This window comes from Streptomyces sp. NPDC059668, assembly GCF_042734135.1.
Taxonomy (GTDB): Bacteria; Actinomycetota; Actinomycetes; order Streptomycetales; family Streptomycetaceae; genus Streptomyces.
The window spans coordinates 131,101-152,853 of the sequence record NZ_JBHWEL010000008.1 but is presented as its reverse complement, the minus strand read 5'-3'; the positions used below and the strand labels follow the sequence as shown (position 1 = coordinate 152,853).

19 protein-coding genes and 1 pseudogene are annotated in these 21,753 nt (G+C 65.7%); 8 read left to right on the top strand and 12 right to left on the bottom strand.

Annotated elements, in window-relative coordinates; genetic code table 11:
• Positions 1-36 precede the first annotated feature (36 nt).
• Positions 37-570: a CGNR zinc finger domain-containing protein gene (locus tag ACFV2J_RS09410; RefSeq protein WP_385083362.1), complete on the bottom strand. Its 534-nt coding sequence runs from the start codon at positions 568-570 to the stop codon at positions 37-39.
• A gap of 26 nt (positions 571-596) precedes the next feature.
• On the opposite strand from ACFV2J_RS09410, the gene ACFV2J_RS09405 reads away from it, so the two are divergent.
• The gene (locus ACFV2J_RS09405) at positions 597-1,118 is read left to right on the top strand and encodes a GNAT family N-acetyltransferase (RefSeq protein ID WP_385083361.1); all 522 of its coding nucleotides are present in this window, start codon (positions 597-599) and stop codon (positions 1,116-1,118) included.
• Between the two features lie 180 nt (positions 1,119-1,298).
• Here the strand turns inward: ACFV2J_RS09405 and wrbA are convergent, their stop codons facing one another.
• Together wrbA and ACFV2J_RS09395 are read right to left on the bottom strand one after the other, a co-directional pair.
• Positions 1,299-1,931, bottom strand: coding sequence for an NAD(P)H:quinone oxidoreductase (wrbA, locus tag ACFV2J_RS09400; RefSeq protein WP_385083359.1), 633 nt, complete (start codon positions 1,929-1,931; stop codon positions 1,299-1,301).
• A 375-nt stretch (positions 1,932-2,306) separates the two neighbouring features.
• On the bottom strand, positions 2,307-2,963 hold the full coding sequence (locus tag ACFV2J_RS09395) for a TetR/AcrR family transcriptional regulator (protein ID WP_385437946.1): 657 nt from the start codon (positions 2,961-2,963) through the stop codon (positions 2,307-2,309).
• 132 nt (positions 2,964-3,095) lie between these two features.
• On the opposite strand from ACFV2J_RS09395, the gene ACFV2J_RS09390 reads away from it, so the two are divergent.
• The 5 genes from ACFV2J_RS09390 to ACFV2J_RS09370 all read left to right on the top strand — a co-directional run bounded on the left by ACFV2J_RS09390 (position 3,096) and on the right by ACFV2J_RS09370 (position 8,682).
• Positions 3,096-4,316, top strand: coding sequence for an FAD-dependent oxidoreductase (locus ACFV2J_RS09390; protein WP_385087679.1), 1,221 nt, complete (start codon positions 3,096-3,098; stop codon positions 4,314-4,316).
• Positions 4,317-4,447: 131 nt separating this feature from the next.
• Positions 4,448-5,098 carry a DUF3159 domain-containing protein gene (locus ACFV2J_RS09385; protein ID WP_385087677.1) on the top strand — a complete coding sequence of 217 codons (651 nt, stop codon included), beginning with the start codon at positions 4,448-4,450 and terminating at the stop codon, positions 5,096-5,098.
• Positions 5,099-5,191: 93 nt separating this feature from the next.
• Positions 5,192-5,662 (top strand): MSMEG_6728 family protein, encoded by a 471-nt coding sequence (locus ACFV2J_RS09380; RefSeq protein WP_385087675.1) that lies wholly within the window; start codon positions 5,192-5,194, stop codon positions 5,660-5,662.
• 122 nt (positions 5,663-5,784) lie between these two features.
• A complete protein-coding gene (locus tag ACFV2J_RS09375) occupies positions 5,785-6,306 on the top strand; it encodes a MarR family winged helix-turn-helix transcriptional regulator (protein WP_385087674.1) in 522 nt (173 codons plus the stop codon).
• 192 nt (positions 6,307-6,498) lie between these two features.
• Positions 6,499-8,682 carry an MMPL family transporter gene (locus tag ACFV2J_RS09370; RefSeq protein WP_385087673.1) on the top strand — a complete coding sequence of 728 codons (2,184 nt, stop codon included), beginning with the start codon at positions 6,499-6,501 and terminating at the stop codon, positions 8,680-8,682.
• A 110-nt stretch (positions 8,683-8,792) separates the two neighbouring features.
• Here ACFV2J_RS09370 and ACFV2J_RS09365 read toward each other — a convergent pair.
• From ACFV2J_RS09365 to ACFV2J_RS09330, 8 genes and pseudogenes are all read right to left on the bottom strand, one after another.
• Positions 8,793-8,978: pseudogene (locus tag ACFV2J_RS09365) on the bottom strand (CorA family divalent cation transporter); the annotation flags it as partial.
• 236 nt (positions 8,979-9,214) lie between these two features.
• Positions 9,215-9,814: a GTP cyclohydrolase II gene (locus ACFV2J_RS09360; protein ID WP_385087672.1), complete on the bottom strand. Its 600-nt coding sequence runs from the start codon at positions 9,812-9,814 to the stop codon at positions 9,215-9,217.
• 56 nt (positions 9,815-9,870) lie between these two features.
• Complete coding sequence (locus ACFV2J_RS09355) at positions 9,871-10,836, bottom strand: pyridoxal-phosphate dependent enzyme (RefSeq protein ID WP_385437939.1); 966 nt, start codon at positions 10,834-10,836, stop codon at positions 9,871-9,873.
• 4 nt (positions 10,837-10,840) lie between these two features.
• Complete coding sequence (locus ACFV2J_RS09350; protein ID WP_385087670.1) at positions 10,841-12,925, bottom strand: hypothetical protein; 2,085 nt, start codon at positions 12,923-12,925, stop codon at positions 10,841-10,843.
• The gene (locus ACFV2J_RS09345) at positions 12,922-14,328 is read right to left on the bottom strand and encodes a hypothetical protein (RefSeq protein WP_385087668.1); all 1,407 of its coding nucleotides are present in this window, start codon (positions 14,326-14,328) and stop codon (positions 12,922-12,924) included. Before ACFV2J_RS09345 ends, ACFV2J_RS09350 begins: the two co-directional genes overlap by 4 nt.
• 1 nt (position 14,329) lies before the next feature.
• Positions 14,330-14,722, bottom strand: coding sequence for a VOC family protein (locus ACFV2J_RS09340; RefSeq protein ID WP_385087666.1), 393 nt, complete (start codon positions 14,720-14,722; stop codon positions 14,330-14,332).
• A gap of 3 nt (positions 14,723-14,725) precedes the next feature.
• Positions 14,726-15,214, bottom strand: coding sequence for an NADPH-dependent FMN reductase (locus tag ACFV2J_RS09335; RefSeq protein ID WP_385087665.1), 489 nt, complete (start codon positions 15,212-15,214; stop codon positions 14,726-14,728).
• A 23-nt stretch (positions 15,215-15,237) separates the two neighbouring features.
• On the bottom strand, positions 15,238-17,097 hold the full coding sequence (locus ACFV2J_RS09330; RefSeq protein WP_385087663.1) for a WD40 repeat domain-containing protein: 1,860 nt from the start codon (positions 17,095-17,097) through the stop codon (positions 15,238-15,240).
• A 569-nt stretch (positions 17,098-17,666) separates the two neighbouring features.
• Here ACFV2J_RS09330 and ACFV2J_RS09325 point away from each other — a divergent pair.
• Positions 17,667-17,912: a transposase gene (locus ACFV2J_RS09325; RefSeq protein WP_385087661.1), complete on the top strand. Its 246-nt coding sequence runs from the start codon at positions 17,667-17,669 to the stop codon at positions 17,910-17,912.
• Between the two features lie 1,065 nt (positions 17,913-18,977).
• On the opposite strand, the gene ACFV2J_RS09320 is transcribed toward ACFV2J_RS09325, so the two are convergent.
• On the bottom strand, positions 18,978-20,138 hold the full coding sequence (locus ACFV2J_RS09320; protein ID WP_385437934.1) for a magnesium and cobalt transport protein CorA: 1,161 nt from the start codon (positions 20,136-20,138) through the stop codon (positions 18,978-18,980).
• A gap of 157 nt (positions 20,139-20,295) precedes the next feature.
• Between ACFV2J_RS09320 and ACFV2J_RS09315 the strand changes: the two genes are divergently transcribed.
• On the top strand, positions 20,296-21,573 hold the full coding sequence (locus ACFV2J_RS09315; protein ID WP_385097808.1) for a winged helix DNA-binding domain-containing protein: 1,278 nt from the start codon (positions 20,296-20,298) through the stop codon (positions 21,571-21,573).
• Positions 21,574-21,753: the final 180 nt, after the last annotated feature.

Genomic DNA, 21,753 nt, shown 5'->3' with positions numbered 1-21,753 from the left:
CACACGAAACGTCACGCGGAATGTCGCACGGAGTGCTCACGGGGAGCGCTTCACGGGGGACTGCGCACGGTGGCGTCGTACCGCGTCGCGGTTGGCGCAGCGCGGGGAGCAGTACCGCTGCCGTCCGGTGCGGGAGGTGTCGGCGAAGACCGTGGCGCACTCGCGCACGGCACAGCGCCCCAGGCGGTGCATGCCACGCCCGGTCAGGTGCAGCGCGGTGCCCACGGCGATCAGTGACATCAGTACGGAGCCGAGTGTCTGCCGGTCGTCGCGGAAGTGCAGGTGCCAGCCGCTGCCGGCGTGGTTGGTCATCCGCGGGTGGGCGGCGGCCGCCGCCAGCATCCGGTTGAGCAGCTCGGCGCGTTCGATCTCGTCGGTGGCGTCGACGACCTCCTCCCAGGCTTTCAGCGCGTCCAGGGCGCGGTCGAGGTCCTGGGGAGTGGGCGGGTCCTCCACCACCAGTCCGGCGGCGCGGCAGCGGTCGGCGAGCTCCCCGGCGTCGGCTGGACGCCGATTGGCCAGATCCGCGGCCAGGTTCACGGCGTCCTCACCGTAAGGGTTGAGGTGCATAAGGCCATTACATCAGTCTGGTCGGCATGGGACAACGCACGGGAAACGGGCCGGACGTCCGGCAGGCGGTGGAGTACGACCTGGTGGAGCTCGTACGTCTGCGAGCCCTGCTGTTCGAGAACCTGGGCGGTCACTTCTTCCGTCCCGAGCCGGCGGACGAGGAGTGGCTGGACGCCCTGGCCGTGGTGCTGAAGGAACAACTGACCGCGTCCGACGTGCGCATCCTCGTGGTGGACGGCGACGGTGGTGACGACGCGGGCGGTGGCGGCGACGGGAGGCTCGCCGCCTGTGGCATCGCGACCATCGAACAACGGCTGCCCGGCCCGCATCTGCGCAACGGCAGGATCGGGCACGTGATCGGTGTGGTCACCGACCCGGCGTACCGGCGGCGCGGACACAGTCGCGCGATCATGCGGGGGCTGCTCGACTGGTTCGGGGAACGCGAGGTGGCCCGAGCGGACCTGTACGCCTCCGCCGACGGAGAACCGCTCTACCGCCGACTCGGCTTCACCGATCACCCCGACCCCGCGCTGTACTGGCGGCCGTGAGCCCGGAGCGCGGTGATCGAGCCGGCGAGGTCCGCTGCGCCGGCGGACAGGCGCCGCGCGGACGTCGTGCAGAGAGGCGTCGTGTGGAGAGACGTCGTGTGGAGAGGCGTTGTGCGGAGAAGCGTCGTGGGGACGTCGTGCGGAAGGGTGTCGCGCGGACGTCTGCGGACGGGTGGCGTTTCACCGTGCTTTCGCGGCGAAGCCCGCCTTGAGCGCCGCCGCCGTCTCCGCCACACGCCGGCCCTGGGCGCGGGCGGCGCTCAGGGACTCCTCGCCGACGGCGATGTCTCCCGCCTCGCCGGTGACATGGCCGGTCCCGTACGGGTTGCCGGGGCCGTCGATCACGTGATCCTTGTAGCCGGGCGGGACGATGACGCCGCCGAAGTGGTAGACGGAGTTGTACAGGGCCAGCAGGGTGGACTCCTGGCCGCCATGACGTGAGGCGGTCGAGGTGAAGCCGCTGTAGACCTTGTCCGCCAGCAGATCCTGGTGCCACAGCCCGGACAGGGTGTCGATGAACGCCTTGAGCTGGGCGGCGACGTTCCCGAAGCGGGACGGCGTGCCGAAGACGACGGCATCCGCCCACAGCAGGTCCTCGTGCGTCGCGACGGGAATGTGCTGGGTGGCGGAGATGTGGTCCATCCAGGCGCCGTTGCGTGCCACGGCCTGGGCGGGCGCGGTCTCCGTGACGCGGCGCAGGCGGACCTCGGCCCCCGCGTCGGCGGCGCCGGCGCGTATCCCGTCGGCCAGCGTGAAGACCGTTCCCGTCGCGGAGTAGTAGACGACGGCGACGTGCGCGGTGGGTTCCGGCATGAGTCTCACCTTCCTCGCGGTGCGCGGTGCGCGTCAGCGGTAGGCGTATCTCGTGAAACGGTATTGAACGATACCTTCTCCATCGTAACAGATGGTCGGCGCCGCGGAACGGGACGGCCGCGCCGCGCTCCACCGGGCAGCGCCCTGGCCTTCGACCCCTTCGAGGCCGGACCGTCCCTGCGCGCCGCCACCGGCAGCGGCGACCCGGCCCGACCCGGTCTTGGCAGACCGGCCCCACCGGTCCCGCCGCTCGGCTGCACCGTCACGGAGGGCGGCCCGACGTGTGCGAACTCGCCGACGTGACCGCCCGCCGCGACCCGGTGGGACCATCCCTGCCACCGCCCGGGCCGCCTGACGGACGTCCTGTCCCGGAAGTCAGGGTGTGGCGTCGCCGGTGGCCAAGTGTGCGACGAGGCGGGCGACTTGCTGGGCGAACATCTCCTGGAAGTCGGCGCGGTCGGCGTCGGCGCCGAAGATCTGGCGGGCGACCTGGGGCAGCAGGACCGGCGCGCTGGCCATGGCGTACAGGGCCAGCAGGAGGTGGCCGGGGTCGAGGTCGTCGGGGAACTCGCCACCGGCCTGGCGCTCGCGGAGCTGGCCGACGATGCGGCGCATGAAGTCGGCCCGTCCCTGGCCGTGCTCCTCGATACCGGCGTGCTCGCCCGCTTCGGGGGTGTGGCCGAGGCCCTCCCAGGCGAGCAGGCGGGTGATGTCCGCGTTGCGGCCGGTGATGCGTACGTAGTCGGCGGCGATGTCGCTCAGCGGTTTGTCGGCGGCGGGCAGCGGGTCCAGGGCGCTGGTGCCGCGCTCGAGAACGGCCTGGTAGAGGCCGGCCTTTCCGTCGAAGTGGTACGAGATCAGCTGCGCGTTCACCCCCGCGGCCCTGGCGATGCGGGTGACGCGGGCGCCGGAGAACCCGTGCGCGCTGAACTCGCCGACGGCGGCGCTGATGATCCGCTCCCGAGTGCGCCCCGAGTCCCTGCGGCGGTCGGCCTCCTGAGGGGCCCGACGGGGGCGTTTGTCCGTTGCCATGAGTGCAGAGCATAGCCCTGACCTCCCAGTTCATCCACCCATGTGATTTTGTCATTCGTCTGTTTGACTTTGTCATCAAGATGAATGACATTGTGTGGAGCAACCGCCGAGGGAGTGGACGTGGGAGTGGACATGAAGGTCTTGGTCATAGGCGCAGGCCTGGGCGGTCTCGCCCTGGCGCAGGGGCTGCATCGCGACGGCGTCGACGTGCACGTCTTCGAGCGCCGCTCGGATCGCACCGTGGGTCTTCAGGGGTACGGCCTGCACCTGAACGAGGCGGGCTGTGCCGCGCTGCGGGAGTGCGTGCCGCCCGCGAACTGGTCGAGGATCGACGCCGGTGCCGGGTACGCCGGCAGTACCGCGGGCTTCTACGACCACCGGCTGCGGCGCCTGACCCGCGTCGGCAACGGCCGCCAGGGCAGCCGCCGTTCGGTCGGCCGCCTGGCCCTGCGCGACCTGCTGCTGGAGGGGCTCCCAGAGCAGCGGGTGCACTGGGGCAAGGAGTTCGAGCGCTACGAGCAGCTGCCGACCGGTCGGGTACGCGCCCACTTCGCCGACGGCACTTACGCCGAGGGGGATCTGCTGGTGGGCGCGGACGCGAGCGACTCGCGGGTGCGCCGGCAGTATCTGCCCGGCATCACCCGACAGGAGACCGGGGTCCTCACCGTCGCCGGACGCACCCCGCTGACCCCCGAGGCCACCGCCGGGCTGCCCGCCGAGATCCTGGACGGCACGCCCAACAGCATCGTGCCCGCGGGACCCGGCTGGATGTTCGTATGCGCCTGGCGCACCGGCATCCCCCTGACCGCCGAGCACACCGGTGGCGGACCCTATGTGGTCTGGGCCTACATAGCCGACCGCGCTTCCCTGCCCCCTGACGTGACGCGGCAGACCCCGGCGGCCCTGCGGGAGCTGGTGCTCTCCCGTATCCGCACCTGGTCGCCCGCACTGACGACCCTGGTCGACCGGTGCGACGTCGACTCGGTCGCGCCGGTCGCCCTGCGCAGCATGCCCGAACTGACCAGCTGGGACTCCAGCAACGTGACCTTGCTGGGCGACGCCATCCACAACATGACCCCGATGGCCGGAGTCGGCGCCAACACCGCACTGCGGGACGCGGCCGGTCTGCGCCGCGCCCTGCGCGAGGTCACGGCCGGCCGCTGCGATCTGGTGACGGCCGTGGCGGCCTACGAGGCCCGGATGCGGGGCTACGCCAATCCGGCGGTGGCCGCTTCCCTGCGCAACGCGCGTCACGCGGGCACGGAGGCCCTTCTGCCGCGAACCGCCTTTCGCACCCTGCTGCGGGTGGCGGACCGGGTGCCGGCCCTCAAGCGGGCGATGTTCTCCGCCTGACCGCGCCACCACGGCCCGAACTCCCGGCGCCCGCCCGGCTTCCGAGGGCGGCGCACCACAACCGCCACCGTCACGACGACCACGAGGGGATGAACATGCACAGGACCGGTTCAGACAGCAGGAGGACGAGCGTGAGCCCCGCCCCGCACTCCCCGTCCCATCCCGCGGAGGCGACGGGCCCGAGCGCCCGCCGGGGCGTCCGGCGGCAGCGGGCGGCCGGTGTGCTGGTCGCGGCCCTTCCCACCATCGCGTTCCTGGTGGCCAACGCCCTGGCGTCGTTGACCACGGGAGTGATCACCGCCGCGGTGGTGGCCGTGGCCGCGTTCGCCTGGCGGCTGGTCCGCAAGGAGAAGCTGCGCCAGGCCGTCATCGGCCTCGCCACGGTCACCGTGTGCGCCACGGTCGCGGCGCTGACCGGCGAAGCGCGCGGCTTCTTCCTCGTACCCGCCCTGATCCCCTTCGTCGTCCTCGCCGTCTGCGTCGTCAGCATCGTGATCGGACGCCCCCTGACCGGCGTGATCCTGAACAAGGTCAGCGGCGGTCCGGCCGACTGGCGCCTCGTCGCGCCACTGCGGCGCGTCTACACCGTCTCGACCTGGATCTGCGTCGCCGTCAACGTCGTCAACGCCACGCTGCAGGTCGTCTACTACCGCGGGGACGAGCCCGTCGTCCTCGGCATCCTGCACATCGCCACCGGCCCCGTCTTCGCCGCGATCGTGGCGGGCACCGTCACACTCGCCCGCCGGGCCATGCCCGCCGGCGTCTCCCGTACCACCCGGTGACCCCGGCGGGCGTCCCGACCGGTGTCGGAGCGAACCGGATGGCCGCCCACGACGAGATCTTTGAGAACGGGCCGGCCGCGGTAGGCATCCTGCGTGCAGACCTTTCTCCCGTATCCCGACTTCACGCAGTCCGCCGCGGTGCTGGACCAGGCACGTCTGGGCAAACAGCGAGTCGAGGCCCTCCAGGTGCTGCGCGGCCTGATCGTCCCCGACTACGGATGGCGACACCATCCCGCGGTACGCATGTGGGCCGGCTACGAGGAGGCCCTGGTCCGCTACGGCCTGGAGGTGTGCGCCATGTGGACGGCGGAAGCGCGCGCCGACACGTGTGCCTCCACCCTCACCACCGACTTCGCCAGGCACCGTCCCGGCGCCACCGTACGTGTCCAGGAGCAGCTCGCCGACGACCACGAGCTACCACCCTGGCTGGGAGACCCCGCCTTCCACCGGAGCCACCAGTCGGCACTGGTGCGCAAGGCACCGGAGATCTACACCCCGTTCTTCCCGGACGTTCCCGACGACCTTCCGTACGTCTGGCCGACGTCCGACCGGGCCACTTCGTAGAACCGTGCGCCCAGTCCTGTACGGCAGATGGTGACACCGAGCCGGGAGAGCCCCCGGATCCAGCCGGTGGGCCGGCGGCTCGGGGACCAGCCGTCGCCGCCGACTTCTATAGGCTGACCCGCGTGGCCAGAGCAGACGACTCCGACGACCGGGCGGGTGAGCGGGACCCCGGCGGGGGACCGGAGCGCGAGCGCGCCGCGCAGACCGGCCTCCAGGCCTTCGCCGTGCAGCTCCGCCGGATGAACGGCGAGGTCAACCGGCTGGTGCACGGTTTCGCCGGCGAACACGGACTGCACGCCACGGACGTCCAGGCACTCGCCGCGATCCTCGACGCTCCCGAGCCGCTCACCCCTGGCAGGCTCAGGGAACACCTCGGGCTCACCTCGGGTGCCGTCACGGCCTGCCTGGACCGGCTCGAACGGGCCGGCCACATCCGGCGCGTCAGGGACAGCCCCGACCGCAGAGTGGTCCACCTGTACTGGGTCCCCGACGCCAAGTCGGCGGCCCGCGCCCACTTCCGGCCGCTCGCCGAGGTCACCGCGAGTGTCCGGTCAGGCTTCAGCGAGGACGAACTGTCCGTGGTCCTGCGTTTCCTGACGGCCATGAACGAACAGCTCGCCGGCGTACGGTCCCCCGGACGCTGAGGCCCCTCGGCCGGTCACACCGACGCGCGGGAACCGCCGGACACCCCCGCATCCGGACGGGCGCCGTCCCCGGAAACATCCCCGTGGTCTACGATCCGGCCACCAGATAACTCAATGATCGAGATTGTTTTTCATTGAGATATCTGGACACCCGTGCGTCGAACGCCTTGCCGCCGTGACACCTGGAGAGCGATGTCCATCACCCCACGACGGGCCCTGTGGCTGATCCCCGTCGTCCTGCTCGTCGCCTGGCTCGGCATCGGGGGGACCCTCGGCCCCTACGCCGGCAGGCTCGGTGAGGTCGCCACCAACGACCAGGCCGCCTTCCTGCCGCGCAGCGCCGAGTCCACCGAGGTGGTCTCCGAGCAGCGCGCCTTCCAGCAGGAAGAGACCCTGCCCGCGATCGTCGTGTGGACCGTGGACGGCGAGGGCTCGGTGCAGGGGGCGCGCCGGACGGCGGCGACCCGCGCCCTGGCCTCCCTCGCCGGTACACCCGGCGTCGTCGGCCAGGCCTCTCCCGCTCTGCCGTCGGGCGACGGCAAGGCACTGGAAGGTGTCGTCCAGCTCCGGCCCGATCTCGGCGACAAGCTGCCCGACACCCTCGACCGCGTCCGGACCGCCGCCGACCGCGTCCCCGGAACGACGGCACGCATCGCCGGGCCCGCCGCCGGCCGGGCCGATCTCACCGACGCCTTCGCCGGCATCGACGGCCTCCTGCTCGGCGTGGCCCTCGCGACCGTCCTGGTCATCCTGCTGCTCGTGTACCGCAGCGTGCTGCTGCCCTTCGTCATCATCCTCGGCGCGGTGTTCGCGCTCGGCCTGGCCTGCTCCGTCGTCTACGTCCTCGCCGACCACGACGTCGTCCGGGTGGACGGCCAGGTGCAGGGCATCCTCTCCATCCTCGTGATCGGCGCGGCCACCGACTACGCGCTCCTGTTCACCGCCCGCTTCCGTGAGGAACTCGCCCTGCACGACGACCGGTTCACCGCCGTCCGGGCGGCGCTGCGGCAGTCCTGGGGCGCGGTCGTCGCGAGTGCCGGGACCGTCGCCCTCGGTCTGCTCGCCCTGCTGCTCAGCGACCTGACGAACAACCGGGCGCTCGGACCGGTCGGCGCCATCGGCGTCGTCTGCGCCGTACTGAGCACGCTCACCTTCCTGCCGGCCGTCCTGGTCCTCCTCGGCCGTGCCGCCTACTGGCCGGCCCGCCCCCGCCCGACCGGGGGCGCCGGGGCCCGCGGTGGAGTCTGGCGCCGGGTCGCCGACCTGGTGGACCGCACACCCCGCAAGGTCTGGGCGATCGCCCTCGCGGGCCTCCTCGCCTGCGCGGCCTTCGCCCCCACCCTCACCGCGAAGGGCGTCCCCCTCGACGAGATCTTCGTCGACGACGCCCCCTCCGTCGCCGCCCAGCAGACCCTCTCGGAGCACTTCCCCGGCGGCTCCGGGAACCCCGCCGTGATTCTCGCCGACGCCGGCCGGGTCACCCAGGTGATCACCGCGGCGCGCGCCACGGACGGCGTCGCCTCGGCCGCCGCGGTGACGGAGTCCGGACGGCCCGGCGGGGGAGACCCCAAGATCGTCGACGGCCGGGTACGCGTCGACGTCACCCTGCGGGCCGCCGCCGACAGCGACACGGCCAAGGACACCGTCGCCCGGCTGCGCGACGCCGTCCACGCCGTCCCGGACGCCGACGCGCTCGTGGGCGGTTACACGGCCCAGCAGTACGACACCCGGCAGACCGCCGAACGCGACCGCACCCTCATCGTCCCCGTGGTCCTCGCCATCATCCTGGTCATCCTGGCGGGCCTGCTGCGCTCGGTCCTGATGCCGTTGCTGCTGGTGGCCACGGTGGCGCTCAACTTCGCCGCCACACTGGGCATTTCGTCGCTCGTGTTCCGGCACGTCCTCGGCTTCACCGGCACCGACGCGTCCGTGCCGCTGTACGGCTTCGTCTTCCTCGTCGCCCTCGGTGTCGACTACAACATCTTCCTGATGTCCCGGGTCCGTGAGGAGTCACTGCGGTACGGAGTGCGCCAAGGGATGCTGCGCGGGCTCGTCGCCACCGGCGGGGTGATCACCTCGGCGGGCGTCGTCCTCGCCGCGACCTTCGCGGCCCTCGGCGTCATCCCGCTGGCCTTCCTGGTCCAGATCGCCTTCATCGTCGCGTTCGGCGTCCTGCTCGACACCCTGGTGGTGCGCTCCCTGCTGGTCCCCGCGCTCGTCCGCGACATCGGCCGCCGCGCGTGGTGGCCGGGAGCGCTGAGCCGCGAAACGGCGCCCGTGCCCCACCGGGCCGAGCGCGACGGCGCGGAGCGGGCAGGTCCCGCGCTCCACGGTGCATCTCCTCACCGTCCGCCGACCGGGGGTGAACAGACCTGATGCCGTGGAACATCTCGGTGACCGTGAGGGCGTTCTGATCAGAGCGTCCAGGCCGGGCGGCCACGATCGGGACTGTGCCCTCTCGCGGTGGTGGCCCTCACCGTGACCGCTCAGAGCCAGTCCCGCCGCTTGAAGATGACGTACAGACTGGTGCAGACGACCGCCATCAGGACGATGGCGAAGGGGTATCCGAGCACCCAGTGCAACTCCGGCATGTGCCGGAAGTTCATCCCGTAGATCGTCCCGACCAGCGTCGGGGCGAACAGGATGGCCGCCCACGAGGAGATCTTCTTGAAGTCTGCTGGGTCCTGCTGACCTGCGGTGATGTGGTCGTGTCCGTCTCTGAATTGAGAAGATGACTCTTTCGGTGTCGTTCAGGGCACTAAGTGGTCGTTGACCCGCTCGGCGCCCGGAGCTGATCATCCTGTTCCGCTCCTGTGCGGCGCCCGGCCTTGCGGGACCGCAGCGATCACGGGTGTCATGACCCCGCGACGTCTACAGGCTCATCTGCGTATGGAACGCAGGGGGGGGGTCAGTTATGCCCCATGCGGCTTCGCTTTGTCTCCAAGTACCGCTCCGCAATAGGATGATCAACGCTCGCGGAATGCGGTACCCGCTCAGATACTGTGATCCCGCCCCCTTCCAGGGCCATGACTTTAAGCGGGTTGTTGGTCATGAGACGAACTGACACGACACCGTAATACCTCAATATCGAAATCGCCTCATAGTAATTACGGGCATCAATGGGAAGTCCCAGATTGACGTTCGCGTCGACAGTGTCTTCGCCCAGGCCTGTCTGACGTTCGTAAGCGCGGATCTTGTCAAAGATGCCAATTCCGCGCCCTTCATGACCTCGCAAATAGATCAAAATCCCACCATCATTCGATAGTGAAATGGTCTTTAGTGCCTGTGCGAGTTGGCCGCCGCAATCGCAATGCATCGACCCCAGCACCTCCCCGGTCAGGCATTCTGACTGGATCCGTGTCAAAACTCCGTCCGCTACGGTGGACAATCCATCGCCAAATCTCAGCGTTAATTGCTCTCTCCCGCTCTGGAAGCGGAATACGTCGCAAGCGGCATCACCCCATTTCGTCGTTAGACGGCACGTGGCGATATCGACAACGGAGAACACTGTAAACCCCCGACCCTAGTTGCGGGCTAAATCCGTCCGATATTACACGCTCTCTTTCAGTTAGGATGCGCACGGCCATCCCAGATCAATGAGTACCGACGTGGTCCCAATCGGCGGCTATCGAAAGCCCCGTGCAGCTCGGTGTATGGAGTGCCGCCATCGGCTGCCACGCACACGATGCGGCCGCCGGTACCCGAAAGCTCGAAAGATTGGTTGATTGCTGCCCTTAGTAAGGCCCCTGCAGACACGCCTAGGGCAATGCCTGCGTCAAGATTGAACTGAACCATCTCAGAAACTGCCTCCTCCTCAGTTACCCAGACGCGCTCGATACCGGTTAAGCCTCGCAGGAACGTGCTCTCCCGCGTCGAGCCAATACCGGTAACCATGCGTGGCCCCGCTTCAGCACCCAGCGCTCTCGATCCCTCAACGTCGACTGCGACAACGCGTGTTCTTGGCGAATGGATGCGCGAATAGTCGTAGATCCCACGTGCGGTTCCGCCTGTTGAGACCGCGACGAATACCGCTGCAACAGGACCACGGGCCGGCTCAAACACTTCTGGAGCGAGCGTCGTGAAATGTGTCAGTGGATTAGTAAAATTCTCATACTGATTGGGCCACCACGCGCCTTGGTCGGCACCAATCTTCGATGCTAGCCGAATCCTCTCACTGAGGTAGTTCCCCTCTGAATCTATGCAGTCAACCATTTCTATTGCCCCGCCAGAGCCCAGGATTTCGGAAACGAGCGCCTTGGGCGTTCGAGGGTCAACGACTGCCGTGAAGCGCAGCCCCATGCCGGAGCAGATTCGTGCCATTGCAACTGCGAGATTTCCCGAACTTGACTCCACGAAGTGGCGGGCACCTGGATTCTTCTGAAGTCCGTCGGCTACGAGTGCAGCGGCAACACGACCCTTGATGGAACCGAATTCCCCCATGTCCTCCCGCTTGATATCAATCAATAAGCGGTGAGCGCCCGTCTCAATAGAGATCGTAGTGAGTGGCGTTGCCGCACTTCCCGAATTCACCCTCCTAGGCATCAGCCGGACCGCTCGCACTGGTGCGTACCAATGCCGAGTCGACAACCTTGCAGGAGTACGTACCGAGCATCTTCTCCATTGGTTGCCGTCTGCCAAGTACTATGAAGCCGATATCCTCACGCACACGTAGAAGATGTGAGGCGTGGGACATCTCTCCCAACTCAAACAACCATATACCCCTGACCGGAGGAAGGTGCAGGGCTTCTGTCGGCGACAATGCCGAGATCACGTAGACCCGGCGTCCTCGAAGGGAATCCGAATCATCGCAGATATCTTCAAATGAATCAGCCAGAACGAATTCAAGCACTTCGTCGCATGCAATCGGTTGACTAATTCGTGACAGTTGAATTGGCGCCTCGATCGCTGCTTCGTTCAGTGCCCCGCTGTCTAGAACTTCGACAGTAGCCGATCGAAGCCCGGCCAGTAGATTGGCCTGACTTGCTCGCGCTGAGTCCGTACACGCTGCCGCGATTTCGTCCACACTCAGAAAATGGAGCAGTGACCGGTCAATAGCCAGATGCGATGCGATACGGTCGATTGCATTGTACGCGACTAGATAAGCTGCGTCTTTGATCTGGTTGTCGAAGTCCTGCGCCCATAGTGCAACGGTCATTGATTCGAGAAGTTTGGAGTCGGACCGATACGGACGAAGGATGCTGACCAGCGTATCCGCGTCAATTAGCATGTCACGATCGAAGAATCTTCCGAGTAGACGCGCTTGCTCGGCTGGTGTCAGACTCAAGCTGTGGACCAATCGATCCTCGCCGACGGCATCGCTCCCAAACAGAAGAACTGATAGATGGGGGAGATCACCGGTCAGCCGTAGGAGTTCGTCATAGGTGGCGTCCCGCAGCTCCAACGCAAGTCTTGAGCGGTAGCCGGTATCAAGAGCCGCCAGTTCAATGGCTTCAAGTTGGGGTGCGCAAATAATCTCAGTGCCGACACCACAGCGGAACCAGGAGGTGCTGAAGTAGCCTTCCACGTATGCCTCCGTCATGCGCAGGCGATCCAGGGCACCCGAAACGCTCTCGTCATCGAGAGACGACACCCATGACTCCCGAACCCTGCGCCACAGGCTATTGAGAGAGTCCAGATGGTCGACCAGCGATGTTACGTCAAGGGTTCCAAAATTGCGGACAGCCTTAATGCACTGCTCGCGAAATGCAGCCGGTGGCACGCTGGTTGAGCGACAAACCAACGTCCGTGACCTCTCATCCAGGACAATCGGTGCCTTGAACTGGTTGCTCAACACGGGGCCGAGTAGTGATGCCGTCAAATTTGACACAGGAGGCGGAAAGTTTCGATCAGTTCCGAACTCCTTGACCCGGAGAGGACGATCTGCCCATGTCGGAGTAGTGCGAAGATCAAAGCGGACTTGGAAGCACCAGAGCCTGCCAATCCCGTCTGTTCCGGCTTCCAATTCCATGTACCAGGTCTCGGCGAGTTTCTCATCCCAGTCGAGAGAAGCGAGCAGCAGCAACTCCTGCGCAATACCAACGAGGTCAACGGGACCCGTCAGGCTCGTAGACTCGTCGTCCAGCTCCCATACAGGGGATCCGTCCTCAATACCCATCTTGAACATCAGCCAACCGTCGGGCGACGATTCCACGGGAACTTCCCCAACTGCGTGCTCGACGCGAGCTGTCTTCGGAGACGACCCGTTTCCGACAATTCCCACAACGAATCCGGTATGGACCGAGATCAGAGGTTGAACTAGAGCAGAAGCGGGATACGCTTCTAGGGCCGCCGCTTCTTCCGCCATTGTCGACAGCGTCGTTGGAACTGATTCCTCCCCGAACACTGGGGTCGATGTGAGAAGCCCAGAGAAGCTGGAATCACCGGCGTCCTCTAGTACCGAACTGGATCGGAAGATCAGCGGGTACGCTGCCGGAATGAGTGCCGCCTCCGGCTGACGTGCTGACTCGGCGAGGTTGGGAATTATGGCCGATTCGGGCACCGAGACGTTGCACGAGGATCTAGCGAGCAGACGGATCAATCGCCACGTGTTGAATACCTTGCCACCGCAGGCTTTAGCCTGCGCCTCAGTAGCGTCGCGTAGGGCCAGCCAGCTCTTCATAGAAACATCATGATTTCTCTCGCTGAACTACTAGACATGGAATTTGGCACGTCTGCCGCGAGCATGCGCCACGCGTTTCGAAAGCGACTGAGGAGTACCCGATCATCGACGGTTAAACGAGCGATCGTCCACAGAAATCTTCCATGTTCATCTCGCCGGCACCACCCGAGTGCGACAATACCCCCCATTACACTCTCGGCGACTGCGGTAGGAAGACCGAGATACTTCTCCAACTGTCCTAGAGTTCGAGGCATCGAAGTAAACTCATCAAGTTTCCAGTCAGAGATTGTCGTTAAGAGTGCCGCCGGAACGAAGGCGTCGAATATCCTTTCGAGATCGTCCTCGGCGGTGGCTGGGAAGTCCATACTCTTACGATGGTTGTGGTCGACCTCCCACCCCTCGAGCGACTTTGGACTCGCGCCAATGGAGAACAAATCGAGAGTATCGGTCAATTGATCACGAACAACGGTGCCGAGACGTCCAAGTCGCTCCGCAAGTACCGAACGACGAGGAACGCCGCCACCGACTGCATTTACCGCCATGTAGAAGCCGAATATCGCTACGCCAGGATTCCATACACCACCCGTCGCCACGTCCCAGTCCCAGGATGGGTTGACCACCATGATTCGCAGCGACGCCTCAGAAGCACGCCATGCCGCCCACAGCAACTCGTCCTGGGCTCCCGGGCTGAAGTTGTGTAGGCATCTACTGAAGAGAAATACGCCGTTCGGCGGATCCAAGCCCGGAAGGCTGGAGGACATCTCGGCCAATACGTCGGACGCAATGAATTTGCACCTGACGCTTCCGCCCCGATGCTTAGACACCTCGCTCCGTACCGCATCGGCCGCTGCGGGGTGGTCAATTACGACAACCTCGAACTCCATCGGGTCGAAATTTCTTGCTATTCCGATCGATAGATGTCCGCTTCCGCCGGCGATGTCCCAGAGCTGAGTTCCGGTGGGCCATGGCAGTGTTGCCAGCGAAGCGCTCAATCCAATGTCTGCATGGCTCATGGCAGCCAGCAGGGTTGATAGTCGTTCTTCGTCGTTCGCAAGCGTGTGATCTTGCTGTAGTGGGATTGCCAAACCGCGCAGTGCGCTGTCGACCTCGATCCAGAGCTTCTGCTGGAACCACTCGTGACGAGCCATGGCGCGCTTCGAGCGCACGGATGTCCCCCACAACTGTTCTCTCGCCGACTCGGTTAAAACAGGCTCGATACCTTCAACGTCAAGGATTCCGATGTTTCCGAAGGTGCCCAGTAGCTTTTGTCGTGCGCTACTAGGCAATTTTCGATTATTGATCCATTCTGCAAACGTGCCATGAGTTTCATGGGCGACTGACAGGTCGAGCAGGGCGAGTGCTCTGGCCGCCTCATGGATCACGACATTTGCAGGAGATCCCATGTCACACCCCGGCAATCCTGATGTAAAAGCCATCCGGATGGACCATCCGGAAGTCGCGCCCTCCCCAGGGGACCGCCTTCGGCGGTCCAGCGATCTCGAAAGCGTCATTGTTCACAATTGCGGCGTACGCCTGATCGAGGTCGTCCACATAGATGCCGATCTCGACTCCAGCGCCGCGTGGCGCGTTCTGGGCGATCTTATGAATCGGGTTGGCTGGTTCGAACTCAGCCACTGCCTGTGAATTTAGCAGCAGCCGGGTCGCCCCTGCCGTTAGCTCTGCGAAATCGCGCTCTGAGCGTTCACAGTGAAATCCAAGTTCTGTCACGAACCACTGGATGTTCAATCCCAAGTCGCGAACATAAATTTCACAGAAAGATTCTACTGCTGTGACCATGAGTTATCTTCTAGCCAATCGTGCCAGTGCTTCAGCGAGGGCCTCGATACGCCCGGCCAACCCTGGATCAATGTCGCCAGTCGCGGGGTCGACCAACTCCCCCGCAGCATGTACCGCGGCCCCAACAATAGTCGCATTGGATTCCGCTGTGAGCATGAGTGCCAGATCGGCATAGGCCAAGAATGACCGCGGGCCGCCGCCGCCAGCGATCAACCCGGTAGGGCGGAAAGGATGCAACTCTTCACTGAACGCCTTGATGAGAATCTGTCGCGTGAATGGACAGGCGCCCCAATCATGAATTGGGAAGCACAAGAGAAGGCCATCGGCTGCCGCGAACCGACCTCTGAGCGTTTGAAGCTCGTCGTCGTCTAGTTCATAAGATAGATTCCGGGCGTCGAAGTAATCGACATCGATTTCTCTTTTTCCCAGGTGTCGCGATGCCAGGAGCCCAGCGGTTCTCGATCGCGATTCCAGTGACCTGCTAGTGGTCATCACGAGCACTCTCGTCGCACTGCTCATTGGTGCCATTCCCTGGGTTCGTATGTGCGTATCAAGTTTCCGCCGAAGTCCCATTCTGCTATCGTGCCGTTCCAGCCACCGCTGAACAAACGAGTTCCATGAACGGCTAGTGCTGGAACACCCGGTTTGCCGTGGTGAAAGACTTGGCGGTAGGAGTCTAGCTGCTGATTTCCGTCGAGTCGCCAGAAGCAGAGACTACCGTCGTAGCTGCTTGTAACAATGAGTGAGTCATCTGGAGTGCCAGTTATTGCCTTGACCGACTTAGAGTGCACGATCGGGAATGTTGTGACAGTCCCATCCTTGGGGTACCAGATGCGCAGCATCCGGTCGCGGGAGGCTAGTGCTATTGCTTGGGCAGTCAGGAGTGGATGCACATCGTTGACCAGTGCGAGGTTTTCAGTTTTCAGCCGGTTGATGATCTTGATTTCGTCTTCGACGGACCAGATGCTGACTGTGTCGTCCGACGAACCGACCACAACGGCTTTCAACTGTTCGGACCAGGCAACCTTCTTGATCGGTCCGTGATGGGCGGGCGCTCGGCCGAGGAGAATCCCATTAGGAGTCCAATGGCTGAGGTGACCGTCATAGCTGCCAACGACCACTGTTCCTGTGGGAGTCTCGGTAAGGGTGTTGGCAGGTCCTCCCCCCACAGTCCAAGCAACGTGCGACGCGTCCTCGGTCACGTCAATCACTCGACCGAGATAGTCAGTCGTTCGGACGAGAAGGTCACCGTTGACGGTTCCGGAGATATCGCAGATCATGGTGTCGGCAACATTTTGTATGGCTCCGTCGAGATCGCCGACATACCCACAGTCAGTTGCGAAGTAGATGCCCCGACGCGAAGAACAAAGGGCGTTTATGCCCCAGGTCGCTGGCGGAGGTGCGCTCGCTACTCGAGCGTCTGCAGTCCGAGTGGGGCGAGCTCCGAAGGAGCCCACAACTACAGCACCGTCTTGGTCAAAGACGGCCGCTCGCTCCCACTGGAGTGCCTGGCTATGCTCGCCGACCATCTCACCGTTGCCAGTGTCGTAGACACGTAACTTCCCGTCGTAGCAACCTGCGAGCACGAGCGACCCATCCAAGGAGAATGCCACGCGGCGTACCGATGCGGCCGAGTCGCGGAGTTCATGTGCTAGCTCAAGTGTGTCCGTGTTCCACAGGCGAAGTGCGCCGTCGTCACAGCCGGTTGCGAGCAGCATGTCCGTCGGCGACCAAGCAACCGTTTCTACATCGCCCCCATGAGGGAGTTTTCCGATCTCCTCTCGGTCTCGCCAGACGCGAACCGTTCCATCCTCGGATGCTGTCGCGTAGCGCTCGCCACTGGGTGAGTACGAGACCGAAAACACGCCGTGCTGGTGCCCCTCGACAATAACTCGAGACGGAGTCGGCTGTCCGATGTCCCAGATGCTTATCCCTGGCTCGCCGGCGTCGCAAACAACCGCAAGTTTGTCGTGACTCGGGTTCCAGGCCACATCGTTGACGTCGTCTCGGTGGCTACCAAGACGGAACCGCTCAAATCCGCTCACGGCGTCCAATACGTAGGCGAAGCCATCCGCGCACGCTGCGGCCACCAGGGCGCCGTTCGTGTTGACCGAGATGCTGTTGACTAGATCGGGGAAGCGGACAGTCCAGCGGATTATCTGGATTGCTGAATCCCACCGGATCACGTAGCCATCGTAAGAAGCCGTCAGGACATCACCACTGACAGGGCACAGGGCTACCGATGTTACGGGAGATAAATGACCTTTAAGGTCTGGCTGTGCACTCCAAACCGCCTGCACTGATAAATCCCCCACGCTCAAGCCTCCCAAGAAAATGCGAGTCTTGCCGTACAGTCCGTACAGGCACTTGGTCATGCCAAGCCGCCCTTGCACAGGGCTACCCAATGCGCCGACATCCTACCACTGAGGTTGAACTCGCGGTGCTGCGTGGGGATCTGACGTTTCGCGATCGTAGATGTGGACGGTAGGGATGAAAGGCGGGGTGACGCCGAAACAGCAGGCGGCTCGCAGCCAGCCAGCACCCATGCCTTCACCAGCAGCTCACAACCTGTGACGGGAGAGACAATCAGCAGTGTGTGGTACAGGTGGTGATACAGAGGGGATTTGATCGAAAGTCGCAGGTCAACAAACCTCTGGTTGTGCATGGTCAGGTTCATTTGCTGGTGGCGTGTCCGGTTGAGGGGGCTGTGTTGTTGCCCGGTCTGCGGCACGCGGAGAGTTGGATGAGGCCCAAAATCCTTCGGAATGTCGGCGGCTGATGTGTTCGGGCCGTTCGCCCGGGCGGATCAGCGTCGGCGGGGCCTGGTGTATCTGCTGGGGAGGCAGGTGAAATCGTTCGAGCCCATGGCTGGCTGGCCGGGGAGGGCGGCGACTGCAGGCCCGTGGGCCACTTCATCACTGCCATCCCGTGAGATTCGGCGCATGTGCGTGCCCGCCTCGCATGGAAGGCGGCCGCGGCGATCAAACTTATTGCTCTGATCATCATTGGCGCGGGCTTTCTCGTGGATGGTGACGCGTCGGCTTGTGTGTTGCGGCAGGGCACCGGCACCGCCGGCAAGGTGATCACCTGCCAGGCGGGCGTGTCTCGGCACCTGCCCTCGGTCACCGCCTCGGCAGCGATCGTCTGGCGCCTGTTCCTCCCCAGCAGCTGGGAGCCGGCTTCGTCGTAGGCCGATTCCGCCAGGGTGGTCCTTCGCGATCGGTGCTGTATCGCGGCGGATTTGCGCATGCCGAGAACTGGCAACTGGTCCTGGACGTGGTCGGCGAGATGCGGGTGCGGGATGACGGCTGTTTCGTGGTCTCGCAGACCGGTTCCGTTCTACTGGTCGAAGCGGCCCGCAAGACCGGCCTTGACCGCATCACATCAGCAGCACTCGCCCTTTGCCGCAATCCACGGGCCGTTCACTACCCGGGTAGGACACACATGGATCTTGCGTTGGCGGTCTGCTCGGCGGGGACTGCGTCGCCGATATGCACTACTGGGCCGAGCCGGCGGTGTTCGGAGCAGTGCCTCCGCCCCCTTGACTTCTTCTCTGATCGACATGCTTGCTGGATCCGATGAGAAGCACTGATCGCGATCCGCAACGCCCTGTCTGAAGTCCGGCCGTATATGTGGAAGTTGGTAGAACGCCGAGCTCCGGACACCGGTGGGCGGGGACCGTGGACCTGGACGGAATCTTGATCGGCGCCCACCTCGACCTGGGAAAGGGACCTACGATCACCACCCGCTGAGATGAAGATGGTCCACGATGGGCTGGGCGGGACCGGTGAACTGGTCACCGTTCTATTCCGCCCCGGGAGGGCAGATTCGAACACCGTCGCCGGCCACATCACGAACACCCGTCTTGCCCTCGCCCAACTGCCCGGGGAATAGTGGCGGGGGCGGCGGACCCTCATCCGCGGCGACTCCGCGGGCGGTACCTACGATCTTGTGGCCTGGCTCGCCCAGTGCGGCCGGTGATTGTGCTAATCGGTCTGCATCGTGCTCACCGAGGTCATCCCCCAACACGCTCTCACGATCCCCGCATCGGCTTGGACTCCGGTCATCGGGACCGGTGTTCGCCGTTGATGCTGTTGCTGAAGGTGCGACAAGACTATTCGGCCTGTGGTGGGGAGTTTCCGGCGACGTGGAGCGCGTCTCATTCTTTGGGGAGCCTCCCTATCCCCCCGAGAGCGGCCAGGACGTGGTTTCTCAGCGGTTCGAATCGGTAGCACTCGCTCGTGGGCCTGATTATTCAGAGCCAGTCCCGCCGCTTGAAGATGACGTACAGACTGGTGCAGACGACCGCCATCAGGACGATGGCGAAGGGGTATCCGAGCACCCAGTGCAACTCCGGCATGTGCCGGAAGTTCATCCCGTAGATCGTCCCGACCAGCGTCGGGGCGAACAGGATGGCTGCCCACGAGGAGATCTTCTTGATCTCCTCGTTCTGTTCGAAGCCGGCCTCGGCCAGGGCGCGCATCTCGGCGTTCTGCTGCTGGGTGACCAGGGTCGCGTTGACGGTGAGGATGTCGGCGAGGGCCTGGCGGAAGCCGTCGACGCGTTCGCTGGTGTGGGTGACGTGGTCGGCGACGTCGCGGAGGTAGCGCTGCAGTTCCTCGTCGGTGCCGTACTTGGCGAAACCGGCCATCAGGGCGTGCAGCATGCCCACCAGCGGGCGGGTGGCCCGCTGGAACTCGACCATCTCGCGGGAGAGTTCGTAGATGCGGCGGGAGACCGCGGGGTCGCCGCGGAAGACCTCGGTCTCGATCTCGTCGATGTCGTTCTGGACACCGGAGACGACGGGGACGTACCCGTCGACCACGGAGTCGAGGATCGCGTAGAGGACGGCCTCCGGGCCGAGCTTCAGCAGCTCCGTGGTGTCCTCCATCCGGCGCCGCACCGCGGAGAGGTCCGGCGCCGCACCGTGCCGGACGGTGATCAGGAAGTCGGGTCCCACGAACACGTGCAGTTCGCCGAAGTCGACCTCCTCCAGCGCGTCCAGGTAGCGCGCGGCGCGCAGCACGACGAAGAGCGTTTCGCCGTAGCGCTCCAGTTTCGGCCGCTGGTGGGCCTCCATGGCGTCCTCGACGGCAAGCGGGTGCAGGTCGAACTCGGCCGCCAGGGAGAGGAGTTCGGCCTCCGTGGGACGGGCCAGGCCGATCCACGCCATGCCGTCCGGCTGGTCGCGCAGTTCCCGGAAGGTGTCGGCGAGGGACGCGGGCGTGGAGACGCGTACGCCGTCGCGGTACAGGGCGGCCTGCACGACGCTGCCGGTGTCGGAGGGTTCCGTCGCCGGCGGGTCGGGGCGGGGCGCCGGGGGTGCGACGGGGGGCGCGTCCGGCGCGTTGAGGGCGCGCCGCCAGACGGACTTCTTGCCGTTCCTGGCGGCCGGGCGGGGGCGTCGCTCGGACATTGCGGCTGCCTCCCATGCGGGTCCGTACGTGTGTGTGATCACCGAGCAGGATATACGGGTCAAATGTCACGGGAAGGGGGCGGGCGTACCGACCGGGCACAGCTTGGCCGGTCATCGAGGACGGAGGGTGTCCGCGAGCCCCGTTAACGTGCGGGGCATGACGAGGACGAACGGCACGACGGCGGGCTCCCCGGAGAGGCGCGGCACCGAGGCGCACGGCGCCGCCGAGCGTACGGACGCGCAGCCACAGACGCAGGCGCAGCCACAGGCACAGCCGCGGACGCAGGCGCGGGGGAACGCGCCCGCGAAGGCGTCGGTGACGGCGCGCGCCGGCGAGGCCACGTCCGCCGTGCCCGTGCTCGGCCCCCGGGCTCTCAACCGCGCGACCCTGGAGCGCCAGCACCTGCTGCGCCGGTCCGCCGCTCTCACCGCCACGGAGGCGGTCGGTCACCTCGTCGGCCTCCAGGCGCAGAACGTGAAGCCGCCGTACTACGCCCTCGCCGCCCGCCTCGAAGGGTTCCGTCCCGAGGATCTGTCGACGGCCATGGCGGACCGGGCCGTCGTCCGCATCGTCACCCTCCGCTCCACCATCCACACGCACACCGCCGCCGACGCGCTCTCGGTGCGCCCGCTCGTGCAGCCGGCCCGGGACCGGGAACTCAACGCCTTCCGCAAGGGGCTCGTGGGCGTGGACCTGGAGCGGCTCGCCGTGATCGCCCGTGAGCTGGTGGAGGCCGAGCCGCGCACCATGAAGCAACTGCGGGAGGCGCTGCTCGCCCGGTGGCCGGACGCCGACCCGTTCGCGCTCTCGGTCGCCGCGCGCTGCGGGCTGCCGCTCGTCCAGGTCACCCCGCGCGGACTGTGGGGCCACAGCGGGCAGGTCGCGCTGACCACGGCCGAGCACTGGCTCGGCCGCCCCGCCGAGCCCGCGCCCGCCCCCGACGCCACCGTGCTGCGCTACCTGGCCGCCTTCGGGCCCGCCTCCGTCAAGGACATGCAGACCTGGGCGGGGCTGACCCGGCTCCGGGAGGCGTTCGAGCGGCTGCGGCCACGGCTGGTCACCTTCCGCGACGAGAAGGGGGTCGAACTCTTCGACCTTCCGGACGCGCCCCGCCCCGACCCGGACACCCCGGCCCCGCCGCGTTTCCTGCCCGAGTTCGACAACCTGCTCCTCGCGCACGCCGACCGTTCCCGGGTGGTGCCCGCCGGCCTCAAGGGGCGTACCTGGGCGGGCAACCAGGCGTACCGCACCCTGCTCGTCGACGGATTCCTGGCGGGGCTGTGGCGGCAGGACGGGAACGTCCTCACCGTAGAGCCCTTCGGCACGCTCACGAAGGGGCGACGGGAGGAGGTGGTGGGGGAGGCGGAGCGGATGCTCCGGGTGATGTCCGGCGACGGGTCGTACGACATCCGCTTCGGGACCGTCACCGGGTAGCGGCGCTCGTGACGCTCCCCGCCGCGCCTTCTTGCCGCACCGTCCGGACGCGTCCGCCGGATGGCCGCCGGATGCGCGTGCCGTACCCGTGTGCCGGGACGGCGATGGTGGAACAGGGGGGGGGGTGGGGGGGGGGGCGGGGTGGGCCCCCCCCCCCCCCGGAGCCGCGGGCGGAGGGGC